This is a genomic window from Enterococcus sp. DIV1283b (assembly GCF_051710965.1).
GTDB classification, from domain to species: domain Bacteria; phylum Bacillota; class Bacilli; order Lactobacillales; family Enterococcaceae; genus Enterococcus_B; species Enterococcus_B lactis.
Window position 1 is genome coordinate 178,321 of the sequence record NZ_JBIOLR010000001.1, and the last position, 18,528, is coordinate 196,848.

The window sequence follows — 18,528 nt, forward strand, 5'->3', positions numbered from 1 at the left end:
TAAAAAAAGAACTGAAACAGAAAATTTCCTGCATCCAGTTCCACCTCGATTATTTAAGCAGCCGCTTTCTTTGGCTCGCGTCCTAGGAACGCTTGCAAAAGAACAACGAAACCGTAAATGGCTAATATTAGATAAATCAAACTTGAGTATTGAGTGATTCCCCAGCCCCATGTTCGATAAACGGCTAATGTAATGGCTAAAACAATTGCGGCAATCACGTTGAATAAAGCAAAAGCCCAAAGATTTCCGTTTTCTTTGCGTACAAGGTAAAAAACAGAGAAATAAACACTTAACGCTAACCAGGCGATGCAAGCCAGAATAACGCCCCAGTAAATAAAGAATGGTAACATATCGATTCACCTCACTTTTATACAGCAGTATTGTAACACGTTTTCATTCTTTTGTCAGTGAGGATTGTGATAAATTGTTCAAATGTCCCTCACACTTTTTTATTCCTATTTTTCACACTTTTCAACAATAAATTTGTTTGAGTATGGGCTATAATGGAAAGTGAGGTGACAAAACATGAAACAAGGAACAGTAGACGAAGCAGCAAAAGAGATATTGACTCATCAGAAAATCACGTTTTTGACCGGTGCTGGGGTATCCACACCTTCTGGAGTGCCAGATTATCGATCACTGACAGGAATCTACCACGGAATGGAACAGCCGGAATACTTGCTGAGTCATCAAGCAATGGTGAATGAACCGGATAAATTCTATCAATTTGTCAAAAAGATTTATCATCCTGAAGCAAAACCCAATATTATTCATTTAGAAATGGCACATCTAGCGAAAGAAAAAAATGTCTGGGTCGTTTCGCAAAATATCGACGGGTTGCACGCAAAAGCTAAAAGCCCGCAACTCGTCAATTTTCATGGAAGTTTGTATCAATGTCATTGTCGAAAATGTAAGCAAACAGTAGACTGGAAAGAATATCTTCACAGCGACAAACATCAAGCATGCGGCGGACAAATACGCCCAAACATCGTGTTATATGGTGAAGGATTCCAAGATGAAGTCATTGAGCAGGCGGCTTATGCCGTCAGCCAAGCAGAGCTAGTCGTCATTGTTGGAACGAGTTTTCAAGTTCATCCATTTTGTGATCTGGTACAATTTCGCCAACCGTCAGCCAAAATTTTAGTAATCAATCAAACGCCTGTTTATTTAGCGGAACCTTATACGTTTATTCAGGAAGACGGAGCGGTTGTTTTCAAAAAAATACAAGAATTAGGAGTAGACTATGACTGAATTCAAAACAGAAAAAGAAAAAATGATTGCAGGCGAGCTTTATTTTGCCAATGATCCTGAGCTGGTTGCCGACCGTATGTTTGCAAGAAGTCAAAGCCAAATCATCAACCAAGCCGAATCAGCGGAACTGCGATCCCAATTGTTGAAAGAGACATTTGGTCGTACAGGAAAAAAAATCTATATGGAGCCAGTTATCAATTTTGATTACGGATATAATATATTTGTCGGTGAGAATTTTTATGCAAATTTCAACTGTACATTTTTAGATGTCAGCACAATCGAAATCGGTGATAACTGCATGTTCGCTCCCAATGTCCAGCTGTATACGGCAACACATCCATTACATCCAGTGAAACGTAACAGTGGTTTGGAGTACGCAAAACCCATAAAAATCGGTGATAATGTTTGGTTAGGCGGAGGCGTTATCGTCACGCCGGGTGTCACGCTAGGAAACAATGTAGTGGTCGGCGCAGGTTCGGTTGTGACCAAATCTTTCCCCGACAATGTAGTGATTGCAGGAAATCCTGCTCGTATCATCAAGACAGTAGAGGAAGAACCGTTAGAAGAGTCTCTTGAAACATTACGTCAAAAGATCGATATGATCGATCGAGAATTAGTTGCTTTATTAGAAAAAAGAATGGATACAGTAACTAAAATAGGACAAGTAAAAAAAGAAGGAAACCAGGCAGTTTATGATGAAAAAAGAGAGCAGCAAGTATTGGATAAAGTTGCTAAACTGCTGAAAAATAAGGGATACAAAGAAACAATAACAGACACATATGTTGATTTGATGAAACACTCGCGTGAATACCAAAACAAAATGAAGGAGGAATAAGTGTGATCGAAGGAGAGGCACGGCGAAAACAAATCATGCAAACCTTGGCAAATACAGAAAAACCAGTGAGTGCTAGTAAGTTTGCGAAAACTTTTGGAGTCAGCCGTCAGATTATTGTCGGTGATATTGCTTTACTACGAGCGGCAGGTAAAAGTATCGTGGCAACAGCAAGAGGTTATATCCTTGAAACAGAAGAAACCAATACTGGACATATCAGTAAAATCGCTGTCCAGCATGGAAAAGATCAAACAGAAGAAGAGTTGAGACTCATCGTTGAAAATGGCGGTGAAATCATTGATGTGATCGTAGAACATCCGCTTTACGGTGAATTAACAGGCACGTTGCACATTAAAACGCCACAAGACATCGATTCATTTATGAGACGTTATCAAAAAAGCAATGCTTCTTTATTATCCGAACTCACAGGGGGAATCCATCTGCATACGATCCGCTACCCAGAAAAGCATATGCTGAAAACAATCAAGCAAAAACTAGCTGAAGCAGGTATCTTGTACGAAGGATGACAAGCTCCATAAAAAAATAACACCGAAGAACTGGCGAAATTCAAACGCCAGTTTTTTTATTTCCAAGAAAAAGTAGTTCTTTTTGTTTAAGTAAACTGTTCTATACTTTTTAACAAGTCAGAAAAAAGGAGATGTTCAAGATGGACACTGATAAACAGAAAGAACAAAAAATCAGCCTATACATTGACAAAGGATTGAAATTTGATCAGTACGAAGAAAAACATTACACTAATTATTTAACTGCTATAACCGATACTGTGTTTAAGCATGCACCACAGATTTCTGATAAGAACATTCGACAGCAATTTTTTGAAAACTTTACGGCATATCTTTCCCCTGAAACAAAAAAATGGGCTTTATGGGAGGATTTCCAAAAGGTCAGCAGAAAGTATGAAGAACTTAAATTAGAGAATATCTGTAAAAATCTGAATATAACTTTTGATAGTGCATCAATCGATTCTGAAAAGAAAAAATTCGATGATTATTTGTACAACTTGAGAGGACAAATAGCCGTGGAAGTAGCGAAAACAAGTCCGGTGGTTGAGCTGAACCTTTACTATGATCCAGAATTTTTACATGCAGTGGATGCAGTTGATGGTGGTGTGGGTGCTACTGAATTAATAATGATAGTAGAAGAATGGCAAGAAAGTGTGTACGAGATGGAATGTAATATTGCTAATGGAGTGGAAGGAAGCTACTCTAGCCAAATACTCCGATATGTATATCACAACAATGAAGGATTAGAGGGTAAGATTCATTTATATAAACAAAATAATGAGTTCGTTGAAAAGATGCCTTGGGAAAGAGACGAAGATCTTGCTGTGACATGGAAAGAAGAATGTAGGACTACAAATCTTACGTTGGATCCAGCCTATGTAGCCAATACTCAGCATGAAAATGTTGATCAATTAAACGATTGGGAACAAAAAAGTATGGCAAAACAAGATAATAGTGCGAAGACAGAGACGCTGGTAGAGATAAATCCTTTGGAAAATAGAGAGGAATCAAAGCAAAAGACAGATCAAACGACTCAGCCAAAAGGATTACTTCCAGACAAGTCAGCGCAACTAACTGATTTAGCTTCTCGGCATCACCAAAAGTCGCTGTCAGATTTCATAACAGCAGCTAATGTACAACATAAAGCGGATGATCAATTAAACAATCAGCAACAAAATAGTCCAACAAAACAAAACGTGAGTATGAATACACGAACAGAAAAACCGTTGGTAAAAGTAGATTCTTGGGAAAATAGAGAGGGATTGAAGCAAGAGACAGATAAAAATCAAGGGAAGAAGCGAGTGGGACAGTTAATAAAGTCATGGGAAAATCGGCAAGACAGTAACTCAGGACAGGTGCTAGACAATCGCTTCCAAACAACGGGCATAGCAACACTAAATCCAAGAAAACAGAGGTTAAACCAACTCCAAGAAGGCGCAACGAAACATAAAAAATATCTTTTAGGAGATAAAAAACATATCGTCCCCAATAAAAATTTATCTCTATCCAAGACACAGCCACATGCTGAATTTTGATTTTAGTAATTTTGATTTCAGTCAGTGATGAAACATAAAAAGGGAAGTGACGATTTTCTGTCACTTCCCTTTTTTATAAAGCTTTCTTATGCCATAGAATCGAAGAATCAATCCATGTCTCTATTCGATCACCAATACGCCTTCTTTTAATGCAAATGGATTTTGATCGTTGATATGGTCATAGAACATCACACCGTTGATATGGTCGATTTCATGTTGAACGACAATCGATTCATAATTCTTCAAACGAATCTTGTGTTTTTCACCATTCATATCATAATAAGACACAGTGATTTTGGCATGGCGAACGACATATCCTGGTACTTCTCGGTCAACAGATAAACAGCCTTCGCCTTCCCCTAAACAAGCATCTTGAACAGAATGGCTCAAAATTTTAGGATTATACATAACAGTACTTAGAGAAGGTTCATCTACCTCTGGGTCTGCACTTGGTACGTGAACAGCAATGATTCTTTTAGAAATATCTAATTGAGGCGCAGCTAAGCCAACACCGCCTCGTAAATGCAATTCTTCAGCTTTGATTGGATCTTGGCTGTTTTTTAAGAACTCAAGCATCTCTTTTCCTAAAGAGATATCTTCTTCGCTTAATGGAAGAGAAACTTCGTCTGCTACTTCGCGTAAGGTCGGATTTCCTTCACGAATGATATCATCCATTGTAATCATGGAATATGTACCCCTTTCTTAAAAGACTATATTCAAGTCTATTTTCGCATTATAGTTTACCACAAAAATGGAAAAGTAGTAGTAAGATTGTTTGAAAACTACTTTTTCTTAATGATTAACCACTTGATTTCCAGCCCGGTTTCAGGTAAAGTATAGCTGTGTGCTCTAGGCGCACGGCCTGCCACTTGGTTAAGCGAATCACCAACGTTTTACTCAGTCGCAGGGGAATAATCGAAAGAGGTGAAAGAAATGGCAATTTCAAAAGAACGCAAGAATGAAATCATCAACGAATATGCTCGCCATGAAGGGGATACTGGTTCTCCAGAAGTACAAATCGCTGTATTAACTGAAGAAATCAACCACTTGAATGAACATGCACGCGTGCACAAAAAAGACCATCATTCATACCGCGGCCTAATGAAAAAAGTTGGTCACCGTCGTAACTTGTTAGCTTACTTACGTAAAACTGACGTTCAACGTTACCGCGAATTGATCAAACGTTTAGGCTTGCGTCGTTAATTTTAGTCAAAAAGAGTGGGATTCACATGAATCTCACTTTTTTTACTCGTATATCAATTAAGCAAAATTCCGTGATCAAGCTAGATGGACTCCTACTAACCAAATGAAAGCTGCTCAAAAAACGGCTTTCAGCAGTTTTCATTTGTTTAGTAGCGTCTTGCTTTCACGAGAAGGAAAAGGAGAAGTTATGTCAGAAAAACAAGTATTCAAAACGACATGGGGCGGCCGTCCCTTACAAATCGAAGTCGGTCAGCTAGCAAAACAAGCAAACGGAGCCGTTTTAGTCCGTTATGGAGATACAGTGGTCTTAAGTGCAGCTGTGGCCTCTAAAGAAGCAAAAGATACAGACTTTTTCCCATTAACGATCAATTATGAAGAAAAAATGTATGCAGCAGGGAAAATCCCTGGAGGTTTCATCAAACGAGAAGGTCGTCCAAGTACAGAAGCAACATTGACTGCCCGTTTGATCGACCGTCCGATTCGCCCAATGTTTGCGGAAGGCTTCCGTAATGAAGTCCAAGTAACGAACATCGTGATGAGTGTAGAAACTGACTGTTCACCAGCTATGGCAGCGATGTTAGGTTCTTCTTTAGCACTATCGATCTCAGATATTCCATTTGATGGTCCAATCGCAGGTGTAGAAGTTGGTCGTGTAAATGGTGAGTATGTCTTGAATCCAACGGTAGAGCAAGCAGAACAAACAGATATCGAATTGACTGTTGCTGGTACGAAACAAGCGATCAACATGGTTGAAAGTGGCGCGAAAGAAGTTTCAGAAGAAGACATGCTTGGTGCATTACTGTTTGGTTTTGACGCTATCAAAGAATTAGTTGCTTTCCAAGAAGAAATCGTTCAAGCAGTAGGAAAAGAAAAAATGGAAGTCACTTTACTGCAAGTTGATGAAGTATTGAAAAAAGAAATCTTTGATGCTTCTTACGCTACAATGAAAGCAGCAGTAATGACCGAAGAAAAACTTGCTCGCGAAGAGAACATCGAGCAAGTGAAACTCGATATTCGTGAAGCTTACGCTGAGAAATTTGCAGGTCACGAAGATGAAGATCACTTATTGAAAGAAGTCAAACAAATCACGGAAGATCTGGAAAAAGATGTCGTACGTGAATTGATTACCATCGATAAAATCCGTCCTGACGGGCGTAAATTAGATGAAATCCGTCCATTGTCATCAGAAGTCAGCTTATTGCCACGTGTACATGGATCAGGATTGTTCACACGAGGACAAACACAAGCTTTATCTGCTTGTACACTCGCACCTTTAGGAGAACACCAAATCATTGACGGTTTAGGGGTTGAAGTCAGCAAACGATTCATCCACCACTACAATTTCCCTCAATTTTCTGTTGGTTCTACAGGACGTGCAGGATCTCCAGGACGTCGGGAAATCGGACATGGCGCATTAGGAGAACGAGCATTGGCACAAGTAATCCCTTCAGAGGAAGAATTTCCTTATACGATCCGCTTGGTAGCAGAAGTATTGGAATCAAATGGTTCTTCTTCCCAAGCAAGTATCTGTGCTGGCACGTTAGCATTGATGGATGCAGGGGTACCAATCAAAGCACCTGTTGCCGGTATTGCGATGGGACTTGTTTCTGATGGTGAGAACTATACGATCTTAACAGATATCCAAGGGCTGGAAGATCATCTTGGCGATATGGACTTTAAGGTTGCCGGTACAAAAGATGGTATCACTGCTTTGCAGATGGATATCAAGATCCAAGGAATCACAGAACAAATCCTAACTGAAGCATTGACTCAAGCAAAACAAGCACGTATGGAAATCTTAGAAGAATTGACTTCAACGATTGCTGCTCCACGTGAAGAATTAAGCCAATATGCACCAAAAATCGAAATGATCCAGATCGAACCTGCTAAAATCAAAGATGTCATCGGTAAAGGCGGAGATACGATCAATGGAATCATTGATGAAACGGGTGTAAAAATCGATATCGATCAAGATGGAAAAGTAAGTATTGCTTCTGCTGATGCAGAAATGATCAAAAAAGCCATCAAGATCATCGAAGATCTGACAAAAGAAGTCAAAGTCGGTGAAGTTTATCTAGGGAAAGTTGTCCGTATCGAAAAATTCGGTGCATTCGTCAACTTGATCAAAGGAAAAGATGGACTTGTCCATATTTCTCAATTGGCAAACGATCGTGTCAATAAAGTCGAAGATGTTGTTAAACTAGGTGATGAGATCCTTGTGAAAGTAACTGAAATCGATAAACAAGGACGCGTAAATCTGTCAAGAAAAGCAATGTTGAATGAAGATGGTTCAACGAAAAACGAAGCAAAATAATTTTAATTCTTATGAATATTGTGTCTTGTGATCAAGAAGTTGGCAGGAGAACAATAATTATTCGAAAAAAGGGGACTGTGACAAAAAACGTGTCACAGTCCCTTTTTCCGAATAAACGGTGTTCAAAAGCTTGCATCTGCGGTAATAAGTCCAGCCAAGTTAAAAACATTAGGAGCTGTTTTTACTTGGCTGTTCTTATTACTTGATGCAGAACAGCTTTTTTACAACCTCTTGGTAAACGGTGTTCCAGAAGTAGCTTCTACGGAAATAAGCCGAAATTTCACAAAAATTTAAGAAGCAATTTTCGTAAATTCCTTCTTATTTCTTGAAGCTGACCACTTCTGTCACAACCTCTTTTTTCACAGAAGTTTCTTGGTGCATATTTTTGGAGTCCTTCTAAATAAAGCGTAAAATAAAAGTGAGATAAAGGGACGAAGGAGGGGAAGGCTATGCTGAACTTTTTATGGTCGTTGTTTATCGGCGGTGTGTTAGGTTTGATAGCTGGTGCCATTTTGGAAAAGGAAGTCCCAGGTGGTGTATCTGGAAATATCATTATCGGCTTTTTAGGTAGCTGGCTTGGCGAATTTTTACTAGGACCGCTTGGACCGGAACTTGGCGGTTTTTATTTGATCCCAGCATTATTGGGTGCAATTTTTTGCCTTGCTCTTTATTCATTTGTGGCAAGACGTATCAGGGAACGACCAAAGAAAGAATAATTTTATTCAAATAAGTTGACACTTCAGTGTGTTACTTGGATAATTAGAAGCAATTTAGGAAAGCGGGTGTCATGGATAAGAATATCGTCTATCATTCAAGCTTACCTAAAGGATATCCATATAACAAGAAATGAGGGGAAAACGTGGCAACAACGCACAATACCAAAAAGATATCAATGGCTGGCTTGCTTGTAGCGATGGGAGTCGTCTACGGAGACATCGGGACAAGTCCGCTTTACGTGATGAAATCAATTGTTGAAGATAATGGCGGATTGACAGGAATCAATCCTGATTTTGTTATCGGATCAGTCTCATTGATTTTTTGGACATTGACTCTACTGACAACGATCAAATATGTCGTGATTGCACTGAATGCAGATAACCATGGGGAAGGTGGGATTTTCTCACTCTACACACTTGTCCGAAAAGGTGGGAAATATTTGATCATTCCTGCAATGATCGGAGGAGCTGCCTTACTAGCAGATGGGGTATTGACCCCTGCTGTGACGGTAACGACTGCGATTGAAGGATTGCGGGGAATTCCGCAGTTTTTTGACCGGTTCGGTAATAACCAGAACGTGATCGTCATTATCACTTTAGTTATTATTTTTGTCTTATTCATGGTCCAACGCTTTGGGACAGATATTGTCGGAAAAGCATTCGGACCAATCATGTTCGCTTGGTTTACTTTTTTAGGAGTAATGGGGTTGCTGAATTTTAGCCAGGATTGGACAGTTATCCGTGCATTGAACCCTTATTACGCAATCCAGCTGCTTTTTAGTGCAGATAACAAATTAGGCTTGTTCATTCTTGGAAATATTTTCTTGGCTACGACAGGTGCAGAGGCGCTTTATTCCGATCTTGGACATGTCGGCAAACGAAATATTCGTTTGAGCTGGCCTTACGTCAAAATTTGTTTGGTCATCAATTATTTTGGGCAGGCTGCATGGTTATTGAATGTTTATCAAAACCCTGAAGCACAGCAAATCAAGAACCTGAATCCATTCTTCCAAATGATGCCTCAAAGTTGGATCGTGATTGGTGTTGCTTTTGCAACAGTTGCTGCGGTGATTGCTTCGCAAGCATTGATTACAGGCTCGTTTACGCTGGTTTCGGAAGCCATCAAGTTGAAACTGCTGCCTCGATTAAAGATCATGTATCCTGGGAACAGTATCGGGCAAATGTATATCCCAGCAGTCAATCTGATTCTATGGATCGCCTGTTCTCTAGTGGTCGTCACATTCCGAACTTCCCATCATATGGAAGCTGCTTATGGTCTGTCGATCACGGTGACCATGTTGATGACGACGGCACTGCTTTACTTTTATCTTATCCAAAATGGGCATTCTCGTTGGTTTGCATATTTAGTTACCTTTTTCTTTGGTGCAATAGAAGTCGTTTTCTTTATCTCAAGTGTCGTCAAATTCTTCCGTGGCGGTTTTGTAGCCGTTCTGATTGGTTTGATCATCTTAGTTGTGATGTTCATTTGGGAACAAGGAAACATCATCCGCGAATCGTCAACAGAGGATGTGTCTTTGAGGGATTATATCCCACAGCTTAAAGAATTACGTGATGATACTTCTTTACCAATCTATCAGACGAATGTGGTCTTCCTGGTTCCTGATATGGCTGAAGATAAAGTGGGACGACAGTTCATCTATTCGATTTTAGATAAGCGACCTAAAAGAGCACGAGTCTATTGGTTTGTTCATGTGGAAGTGACGGATGAGCCATATACGAAAGAATACCAAGTAGATATGATGGGCACCGACTTTATTGTCCAAGTGAATCTGTTCTTAGGTTTCAGGGTCCAACAGGAAATCAACGTATATGTTCGCCAAGTCATCCATGATTTGATGAAACAAGGCCGTTTGCCAAAACAGCCACAAAGATACTCTCTGACACCAGGACGGGAAGTTGGCGATTTCCAATTTGTCCTGATTGATGAAGTAGTCTCCAATGTGACAACTCTAGGAAAATGGCAGCGTCAAATCATGCAGGCAAAACTGGCAATCAAAAAAATCGCTACCTCGCCAGAAACATGGTTTGGGCTAGAGTACAGTGAAGTAAAACATGAAACTGTTCCGCTTATCATTGGAAATACTCGGAAAACATGGTTGAAAGAGCGGTTGTGAAAGCAGCGTTTTGACCAGAACTAATGCCGAAGGTTAGCTACTTGAACACCGTATATCAGAGATCATGAAAAAGCTGTTTAGCAACAAGTAATGCAATGCTTTTGAGTAAGAAAGAGATGTGGCATTTTTCAGCCACATCTCTTTTTTTACTCCTAATATAAATACGCATTATTTTCAATCTTTTTGTAGAAAAAGGGTACAATAGAAAATGAGAAAGGCGGGAGAATATGGTTATCAATTTCATTATTTTATTTTTGATGATCGCAATTACTTCATTTTTTGTAGCAAGTGAATTTGCTTTAGTGAAAATCAGACGATCAAAATTGGAACAACTAGAAAAGGAAAACGTGAAGAACGCCAAGCTAGCTCTTCATGTTACACACCATTTAGATAACTATTTATCAGCTAGTCAATTAGGAATTACGCTAACCGGTTTGATCATCGGGTGGGTCGGTGAAGGCTCTGTCGCGGCTCTACTGGAACCAGTGATCGGTAAACTACCTTTCAGTTCGGCTATCAGCAGTACAATCTCTGTGGCGCTAGGATTTATTTTAGTTACGTATATCGATGTGGTTATTGGCGAACTGCTTCCTAAGAGCTATAGTATCGTCAATACGGAGAAGGTCGTCTTGTTCGTAGTCAAACCGCTTCATTATTTTTATAAAGTAATGTTTCCTTTTATTTGGGTATTGAATCATTCGGCAGCGGGTCTAGGAAAGCTTTTAGGTGTGCGCCTCGTATCTGAAGGAGAAGAAACCTTGTCTCAAGAAGAGCTGACATTAGTCGCATTGAATTCTTATGAAAAAGGAGAGTTAACCAAAGAAGAATATCATTATTTGGAAAACGTGTTTGAATTTGATGATACCTTGGCAAAAGATATACAAGTAGACCGTACCTCTATGCAAGTATTCGAAGCTTCAGAAACAGTAAAAGAAGCGATAAAAGCTTCGATAGAGCAAGGACATACTCGCTATCCAGTGATTTTAGAATCCAAAGATAATGTTCTAGGTTATGTTACCTTACCAGATTTGATCAAGCAATCTTATAAAGATGACCAACTGACAGTAGAACACTTGATTGAAGAGCCAATCGTAACAACTGAAACGATCCCTATAAAAAAATTATTGACGATCATGCGAAAAAAAGGAAAACATATTGCTATCTTAAAAGATGAATATGGGGGGACAAGCGGCTTAGTGACGATTGAAGATATTTTAGAAGAAATCGTCGGGGAAATCCGGGATGAGACAGATTTGGACGAAGCATTGATAGCGGAACAGTCAGATGGCTCTTATATCATCTCCGGCAAACTAACATTAGATGATTTTCAACGTTATTTTCATGTAGAGATTCCAGAGTTTGAAGAAACGAATTTTACTACACTTGCGGGATTTGCTTCTAGCCGATATAAAGAAATAAACGCAGGAACGATCATTGAGATTGCCTCATTCCGTTTCACGGTATTAGAATACCAGCATGCACATATCGATTATTTCAAAGTAGAGACCATGGAAAGAGAAACAGAATAAAGAAAAAAGGCTGTGACATTTTTTGTCACAGCCTTTTTGTTATCTAAAAAACCTGTTTTCGGTAAACGAAGAAGATATTTTCAATAAAAGTTTTCATTTTTAGCCGCAACGATTTCTTTTAATCAAGGTTACCTTGCTTCGGCATGTTCTAACGTGAAATGCTCCTCTTCACCCATGTGTTTCAATTGTTTCATCGAACGCATATAAGAGTAAAGCAACACAGCAACAGAGCCGATCCAAGCTAGAGGAGAAGCTGCTGCGGCTCCTGGATACCCCCACATTCCTGTAAGAACGATAGCTGCAAAAGAACGCATAAGTAATTCCATCATACCGGCGATCGTAGGAATCTTGCTTTGTCCAAGACCTTGAAGCGTGTAGCGTAAAATGAACAGGACTGCTAAGATCCAGTAAAGAGACCCATTGATATTGAAGTAGGTTTGTGCTAATTCAAATACACGTGTTTCTGATGGACTAACAAACAGTTGAACAAAGAAATGTCCAAAGAAAATGACGATAGCACCTGCTAAAAGACTAAATCCGACACTCATCAATAAAGTTTGTCGTACACCTTGCAAGATTCGGCCATATTCTTTTGCACCATAGTTTTGTGCAGTGAAAGTCGCCATTGCGATACCAAATGACATCATTGGTTGATTGGCAAATTGATCAATACGACCAGCAGCGGCTTGAGCAGCCACAACATCTGTCCCTAAGCTATTTAGTGCCGCTTGTAATACGATAGCACCGACAGCGATGATTGAAGACTGGAACGCCATTGGCAAAGCTGCATTTAGATGTACACGAATCTCTTCCTTATCAAAATTGAAATCTTTTTTGCGTAACTGTAACAAAGGCATCTTTTTCTTGATATACACAAGACACAGTACGCTAGAAGAAACTTGTGCGATTACGGTAGCAATAGCTGCACCTTCCACACCCATACCAAAATAGATAATAAAAATCAAATCAAGTACGACATTGATGATGACCGCAATGATCAGAAAGAATAATGGTGTGCGGCTGTCACCAAGTGCGCGAATGACATTAGAAAGCAAATTGAAACTGACGGATGCAAAGATTCCTAACAAAATAATTGAAATAAACGTTTGTGCTTGATCAATTATTTCAGGAGGAGTTTGCATCAACTGAAGCATCGGACGAATAAACAGGAGACTCAGGATAGTTAAAATCACAGTGACGACAAGACTAATAACAACACTAGCAGCAAAACTTTTCTTCAGACCCCGATAATCTTTTGCACCGTAACGTTGTGCAGTAATAATGGCTAAACCAGCTGTTAACCCTTGGGCAAAACCAATGATCAAAAATGTCAGGCTTCCAGTTGCACCAACCGCTGCCAGCGCATTTTTACCTAGTGTCTGACCCACGATGATCATATCGATCATATTATAAAACTGCTGAAAAACGTTTCCGATCAGTAAAGGAACAGTGAACAGCAAAATCAGTTTAGCGGGGCTTCCTTTTGTTAAATCGCGCATCTTTTAAACTCCTTATATCTTTAAAATTTAGTTAGTAGTATATAGCGTTTATCCTGAGAATACCAATTAGAAATCAATGATAATTGATGAAATTCCATAAAAAGAAGCCAAGAATTGAGTCAAAGAATCAACAACTTGGCCTGGTCTGTAAAATAAGGGACATCCACGTTTATCTATCACCTTAATATTGTCTGATCTCACTTGGTAAAAGGATCGTTTCTCTCGTACCGTCATCATAGGCGTATACTTGAGCAGGAAATTGGTTCGAATAGGCAAACGGCAAATCAATATCCATTTCCACATTGCTTCCTGCTTGAGAAAAATGCATCGTCACTTTTCCACGATTTTCAAACAAATCAAAGGTTAATATATTTTCTAATGGAATGACTCCCTTAAGATCTAGGTCAATAATAAACCATATACTGTCAATCAATTCATCTGGCAAACTTGATACTACACCAACTGAAGCGTAACGGTTGCGGCTGCTATCAAAACTTTCAAACATCTGGTTAACCTCCTTCGAATCAACGAATGTTTTTATTTTTATAATCAATCATAGGATAAACTAGAAATACTTACTTTAACGAGGGTTCATTCTAATAAAGAATCAGGAAAAATGCAACAATAATTGAATACTTTTTTTCAAAGTATAAATTTTTATAAAGGTACGATAAAAGTATGCGAGGGAAAGCTTGGTAAATCAGCATTTTTCTTTTGCAAAGCTATTTACAAAAGTGGAAGCCCCATATGAAAATAAACGATTAGAAATAAAAAAGGCGTGTTAAAAGCTGCTGACCCGCCGCTTCTAACACCACCTGTTTGTTTCAGTATTATTCTTCTTTTGAACCGATTACTTCTGGTTCGCCGCCTTCACCTGTGCTTTCTTCTTCTTCACTTTGAGCGACTACAGCAGCAATTTGTTCTTCACTGTCGGTCACGAACTTGTAATCGTCATTTTTTGGAAGATCGGCTACTGTAATAGAATCGCCTAATTCCAAGTTTGTCACGTCGACTTCAATTCGTTCAGGCAATTTGTCTGGTGTAGCAGATACGACTACTGTATACAAGTTTTGAGCTAACACTCCACCCGATTTAGCACCAACTGATTCGCCAACAAGAACGACTTCTGTTTCGACTTCTGTTTCTTCCGACATGTTGACAGATAGAAATTCTGCATGTTCGAAATGATTAGTAAAAGTGTTCGTTTGGATCTTATGAACCAATGTATTGACTTTTTGTCCGTCAATGTCCATCGTGATAACTGTGTTCGCTCCATGTTCACGCAACAATTTGCTTAGTGTCAAACCATCGAATGAGATAGGGGTACTTTCTACTTTATACCCATAAACAACAGCTGGAACTTTCCCTTCGTGACGAAGTTTATTTCTTAATGAACGGGGACGTACTTCTCTTTTACTTACTTCTAATGATACTGACATAACCAAAATTCCTCCTTAAAATGTGACTGTCTGCTTTGGTAACGGACAGATTTTATTTAAGTGAATTCTAAAGGCTAATCTCGTGCACATCATCGAAGGCAGGGCGCTTAAAAAAACGCAAAAGGAGAGATGTGCGCATCTCCCCTTAGAAAGTCAGGATTCAACTTTTCTCCACCAGGTCATTACGCTGTGTATGAGAAATCCAATTCACTTTACTCTTTAACCGTAACGCGAACTACTGGTTAAGTCAAGGAATAACGCTGATGATTTATTTGCAAGCAAACATATTCAAGGTATAATTCTTATTAGTAATAAGAAAGGAAACGGTATGCGCTTAGATAAATTAATAGAAGAAAAATTAGAAACGACACGTAAGGAAATGAAGCGGCTGTTTGCTTTGAAGCAAGTGATGATCGATGGCACAATCGAATTTAGACAAAATCGAAATGTAGACAGTTTGCTGCATCGGATTGAAGTAGCAGGTGAACATTTAGAAACAAATGAGTCCTACTATCTTCTCAACAAGCCTAAAAAAGCTGTGACTGCTGTGTCAGATCCAGAAAAGACGACAGTAATCGATCTGATTGCAAGTGCCGATCGTTTTCAGCCGCTCTATCCGGTGGGAAGACTGGATAGAGATACAACAGGACTATTGCTGATTACTTCGAATGGCCAATTGGGATATGAAATGCTCCTTCCTGAAAAAAAGGTCTCAAAGACTTATCAAGCAGTGGTGAACGAAAGGGTGACATCAGCAGACGTAGCAGCATTTGAAAAAGGAATCGTATTCGCTGATGGGTACCAGTGCCAGCCGGCTAATCTAAAAATACTCAAAGCAGACAAGCACCAAAGTACTGTTTTATTGACGATCCAAGAGGGGAAATTCCATCAAGTCAAAAAGATGTTTTTAGCCCAAGGAAAGAAAGTGATCGCATTGAAGCGGTTAAGCATGGGACCATTGGAATTAGATGAACAGTTGGCAGTAGGCGAGTACCGATCGTTGACGCTAGCAGAGATGAAAAAGTTAAGTATTTATTTTAAATAGGAGATCAAAAAGATGAGATATAACACTTTGTTGTTTGATGTTGACGATACATTGCTAGACTTTCAACAAACTGAGGCAAATGCTTTAAGTGCTTTGTTCGCAGAGCAAGGAATCACGTTGACACCAGAAATCAAAACGAGCTATAAGGCTTTGAATCATCATTTATGGCAGGAATTTGAAAAGGGCAGACTATCACGAGAAGAAGTAACAGGCAGTCGTTTTGGATTACTCTTCCAGCAATTTGGGAAAACAGTAGATAGTCGCCAAATGGAGAAACGCTATCGTCACTACTTGAACCAAGGACATGATCTTGTTCCGGGGAGTCTAGAACTTCTGAAAAAGGTCCATCCTCACGCCGAACTTTATATTGTAACGAACGGTGTGTCGCACACGCAATATCAGCGTTTAACAGATGCAGGAATGCTTGATTATTTTAAGGATATATTTGTCTCAGAAGCTGTCGGAGCGCAAAAGCCGATGAAAGAATTTTTTGATCATGTATTTTCCCATATTCCTGATCTTGATAAAAAGCAGACTGTGATCATTGGTGATTCACTGACTTCTGATATCAAAGGAGGGAACATGGCAGGGATCGATACGATTTGGTTCAATAAAAACAAATTGCCGGAAATCGAAGAGATCCAACCCACTTATCGAATCGATTCTTTAGAAGAACTTTACTCATTATTGGAAATTGAAAAGGATTAATTTTCAGAAAAATATAGCATTTTCGTGTTTTTTCGCTATAATAGATTAGAATGAAAAAACGGATACGAAAGAGGTTTTAGTCAATGACAAAAAGCAAGCCAATTATCATTGGTGTGACGGGTGGGTCAGGAAGCGGAAAGACAAGTGTCAGCCGTGCGATTTTCAACAACTTCCCGGACCATTCCATCATGATGCTTGAACAAGATTCTTATTATAAGGATCAGAGCCATTTGAGTTTTGAAGAACGATTGAACACAAATTACGATCACCCTTTTGCCTTTGATAATGATCTGCTGATTCAGCATGTAGGCGACTTACTGAACTATAAAGCCATTGAAAAACCCGTATATGACTATGTAGCGCATACAAGAAGTCAGGCAACGATCATTCAGGAACCAAAAGAAGTGATCATTCTAGAAGGAATCCTGATCTTAGAAGATGAACGTCTGCGTGACTTGATGGATATCAAGGTATACGTAGATACAGACGATGATATTCGTATTATTCGTCGTATCAAACGGGATATGGAAGAACGGGGACGCACATTGGACTCCGTGATCGAGCAATATTTGACAGTTGTTAAACCGATGTATCATCAATTTATCGAACCAACGAAGCGCTATGCGGATATCATTGTTCCAGAAGGCGGAGAAAACCACGTTGCTATTGATTTGATTACAACAAAAGTGGCTAGTTTCTTAAACCATAAATAGTGCGCAGTGAAACAGTTGAACGGACTGCGACCGTTTGAAAAGCAAGGATCCTGCTTTTTGAACAGTCACCAGTCAACTGTTTTTTTATTTATAACAAGAGGTTGTGAAATCAGCGTCTTGACTTGAGTATTAGAGAGAAAAAACGGAAAAATAGCTACTTATATTTTACCGTTTTTTGAGCTAATACCGAAGGTCAGCTGATTGAGCACCGTGAATCAGAGGTCGTGAAAAAGCTGCCCTGCATCCAGTAATAAGAACAAATCAAACAAAACAGCTTCTCATGTTTTTCGTTTGGTTGGGTTTATTATCGCAGCTGCAAGCTTTTGAACACCGTTTAACAAGAGGTTGTGACAGAAGTAGTCAGCTTCAATAAATAAGAAGGAATTTTCCGAAGAAGCTACTTTTGTATCACCCCCCTAAGGAGGCAGTTTTAGCAAATGAAAAAAGATATGAGGAAGAAAGATGTCTAAAAAAGCATCAGTTTTACAAAAATGTCTTCAGATCATGCCAATCATCGGTCTGTTGTTTTTCTTTGTGTTGATTCTCTATGCTTATCATCATGGGATTTTTCGTTCAAGCACGTCTTTGCAAGCGTTTATCCAGGAATTCGGCAAGTATGCAGTGATAGTATTTGTTCTGCTGCAAGTGATCCAAGTGATCATTCCTATTTTGCCGGGAGGGATCTCTTCGGTAGCTGGCATGCTGATGTTTGGCAATGGATTTGGGCTTTTATATAGTTGTATTGGTCTAGTGATTGGAGAAGCAATCGGATTTCTGCTTGTCCGTTACTATGGCGTAGCCTTTGTCCAGCTTATTTTATCGCCAAAAAAGTATCAAAAATTTGATGAATTGCTGACAAGAAAAACGAAAGATATCAAAAAAGTATTAGTCGTTACCTTGCTGCTTCCCTTTGCGCCAGACGACTTGATCTGTCTAGTAGCTGGTTTGACGAAATTATCTTTTAGAGAGTTTATGCAGATCGTGATTTTCTTGAAGCCGTGGTCGGTAGGTGTGTACAGTATGATCATGCTCTTTTTATTCCATCAAGCGCAAGGTCATTTATAATGTAAAAAAGGACGTGGGTG

The 18,528-nt window shown here is 39.3% G+C and carries 18 protein-coding genes; 13 read left to right on the forward strand and 5 right to left on the reverse strand.

Going from position 1 to position 18,528, the window contains the following annotated elements:
* Positions 1–53 precede the first annotated feature (53 nt).
* Positions 54–350 carry a hypothetical protein gene (locus IGJ53_RS00885; protein ID WP_010731759.1) on the reverse strand — a complete coding sequence of 99 codons (297 nt, stop codon included), beginning with the start codon at positions 348–350 and terminating at the stop codon, positions 54–56.
* A gap of 175 nt (positions 351–525) precedes the next feature.
* Between IGJ53_RS00885 and IGJ53_RS00890 the strand changes: the two genes are divergently transcribed.
* The 4 genes from IGJ53_RS00890 to IGJ53_RS00905 all read left to right on the forward strand — a co-directional run bounded on the left by IGJ53_RS00890 (position 526) and on the right by IGJ53_RS00905 (position 4,142).
* Positions 526–1,251: an NAD-dependent protein deacylase gene (locus IGJ53_RS00890; protein WP_010731760.1), complete on the forward strand. Its 726-nt coding sequence runs from the start codon at positions 526–528 to the stop codon at positions 1,249–1,251.
* On the forward strand, positions 1,244–2,086 hold the full coding sequence (locus tag IGJ53_RS00895) for a chorismate mutase (RefSeq protein ID WP_010731761.1): 843 nt from the start codon (positions 1,244–1,246) through the stop codon (positions 2,084–2,086). The genes IGJ53_RS00890 and IGJ53_RS00895 overlap by 8 nt, the downstream gene beginning before the upstream one ends.
* 2 nt (positions 2,087–2,088) lie before the next feature.
* Positions 2,089–2,610, forward strand: a complete 522-nt coding sequence (locus IGJ53_RS00900; RefSeq protein WP_002341084.1) for a transcription repressor NadR — start codon at positions 2,089–2,091, stop codon at positions 2,608–2,610.
* A 131-nt stretch (positions 2,611–2,741) separates the two neighbouring features.
* Positions 2,742–4,142: a hypothetical protein gene (locus tag IGJ53_RS00905; RefSeq protein ID WP_438749336.1), complete on the forward strand. Its 1,401-nt coding sequence runs from the start codon at positions 2,742–2,744 to the stop codon at positions 4,140–4,142.
* A 120-nt stretch (positions 4,143–4,262) separates the two neighbouring features.
* Here the strand turns inward: IGJ53_RS00905 and def are convergent, their stop codons facing one another.
* A complete protein-coding gene (gene def, locus IGJ53_RS00910; protein ID WP_259742060.1) occupies positions 4,263–4,826 on the reverse strand; it encodes a peptide deformylase in 564 nt (187 codons plus the stop codon).
* 249 nt (positions 4,827–5,075) lie between these two features.
* Here def and rpsO point away from each other — a divergent pair, with 249 nt between their 5' ends.
* From rpsO to IGJ53_RS00935, 5 genes are all read left to right on the forward strand, one after another.
* Positions 5,076–5,345: a 30S ribosomal protein S15 gene (rpsO, locus tag IGJ53_RS00915; RefSeq protein WP_002289282.1), complete on the forward strand. Its 270-nt coding sequence runs from the start codon at positions 5,076–5,078 to the stop codon at positions 5,343–5,345.
* A gap of 187 nt (positions 5,346–5,532) precedes the next feature.
* Positions 5,533–7,659 (forward strand): polyribonucleotide nucleotidyltransferase, encoded by a 2,127-nt coding sequence (gene pnp, locus IGJ53_RS00920; protein ID WP_002309766.1) that lies wholly within the window; start codon positions 5,533–5,535, stop codon positions 7,657–7,659.
* A 449-nt stretch (positions 7,660–8,108) separates the two neighbouring features.
* A complete protein-coding gene (locus tag IGJ53_RS00925; protein WP_086327845.1) occupies positions 8,109–8,375 on the forward strand; it encodes a GlsB/YeaQ/YmgE family stress response membrane protein in 267 nt (88 codons plus the stop codon).
* Between the two features lie 143 nt (positions 8,376–8,518).
* On the forward strand, positions 8,519–10,510 hold the full coding sequence (locus tag IGJ53_RS00930) for a KUP/HAK/KT family potassium transporter (RefSeq protein WP_002315557.1): 1,992 nt from the start codon (positions 8,519–8,521) through the stop codon (positions 10,508–10,510).
* Positions 10,511–10,737: 227 nt separating this feature from the next.
* Entirely contained in the window at positions 10,738–12,039 is a 1,302-nt protein-coding gene (locus IGJ53_RS00935) for a hemolysin family protein (RefSeq protein ID WP_086327846.1), read from the forward strand.
* 128 nt (positions 12,040–12,167) lie between these two features.
* On the opposite strand, the gene IGJ53_RS00940 is transcribed toward IGJ53_RS00935, so the two are convergent.
* The 3 genes from IGJ53_RS00940 to IGJ53_RS00950 all read right to left on the reverse strand — a co-directional run bounded on the left by IGJ53_RS00940 (position 12,168) and on the right by IGJ53_RS00950 (position 14,977).
* Positions 12,168–13,538, reverse strand: coding sequence for an MATE family efflux transporter (locus IGJ53_RS00940; protein WP_259742059.1), 1,371 nt, complete (start codon positions 13,536–13,538; stop codon positions 12,168–12,170).
* A 181-nt stretch (positions 13,539–13,719) separates the two neighbouring features.
* Entirely contained in the window at positions 13,720–14,043 is a 324-nt protein-coding gene (locus IGJ53_RS00945; protein WP_010731764.1) for a DUF960 domain-containing protein, read from the reverse strand.
* 325 nt (positions 14,044–14,368) lie between these two features.
* Positions 14,369–14,977, reverse strand: coding sequence for a 50S ribosomal protein L25/general stress protein Ctc (locus IGJ53_RS00950; protein ID WP_002374201.1), 609 nt, complete (start codon positions 14,975–14,977; stop codon positions 14,369–14,371).
* A gap of 328 nt (positions 14,978–15,305) precedes the next feature.
* Between IGJ53_RS00950 and IGJ53_RS00955 the strand changes: the two genes are divergently transcribed.
* The 4 genes from IGJ53_RS00955 (at position 15,306) to IGJ53_RS00970 (ending at position 18,508) form a co-directional block, all read left to right on the forward strand.
* The gene (locus IGJ53_RS00955) at positions 15,306–16,022 is read left to right on the forward strand and encodes a 16S rRNA pseudouridine(516) synthase (RefSeq protein ID WP_259742058.1); all 717 of its coding nucleotides are present in this window, start codon (positions 15,306–15,308) and stop codon (positions 16,020–16,022) included.
* 12 nt (positions 16,023–16,034) lie between these two features.
* The gene (locus IGJ53_RS00960) at positions 16,035–16,730 is read left to right on the forward strand and encodes a YjjG family noncanonical pyrimidine nucleotidase (protein WP_259742057.1); all 696 of its coding nucleotides are present in this window, start codon (positions 16,035–16,037) and stop codon (positions 16,728–16,730) included.
* 83 nt (positions 16,731–16,813) lie between these two features.
* Complete coding sequence (gene udk, locus IGJ53_RS00965) at positions 16,814–17,443, forward strand: uridine kinase (protein WP_002289751.1); 630 nt, start codon at positions 16,814–16,816, stop codon at positions 17,441–17,443.
* 462 nt (positions 17,444–17,905) lie between these two features.
* On the forward strand, positions 17,906–18,508 hold the full coding sequence (locus IGJ53_RS00970) for a TVP38/TMEM64 family protein (RefSeq protein WP_002293431.1): 603 nt from the start codon (positions 17,906–17,908) through the stop codon (positions 18,506–18,508).
* Positions 18,509–18,528 lie beyond the last annotated feature (20 nt).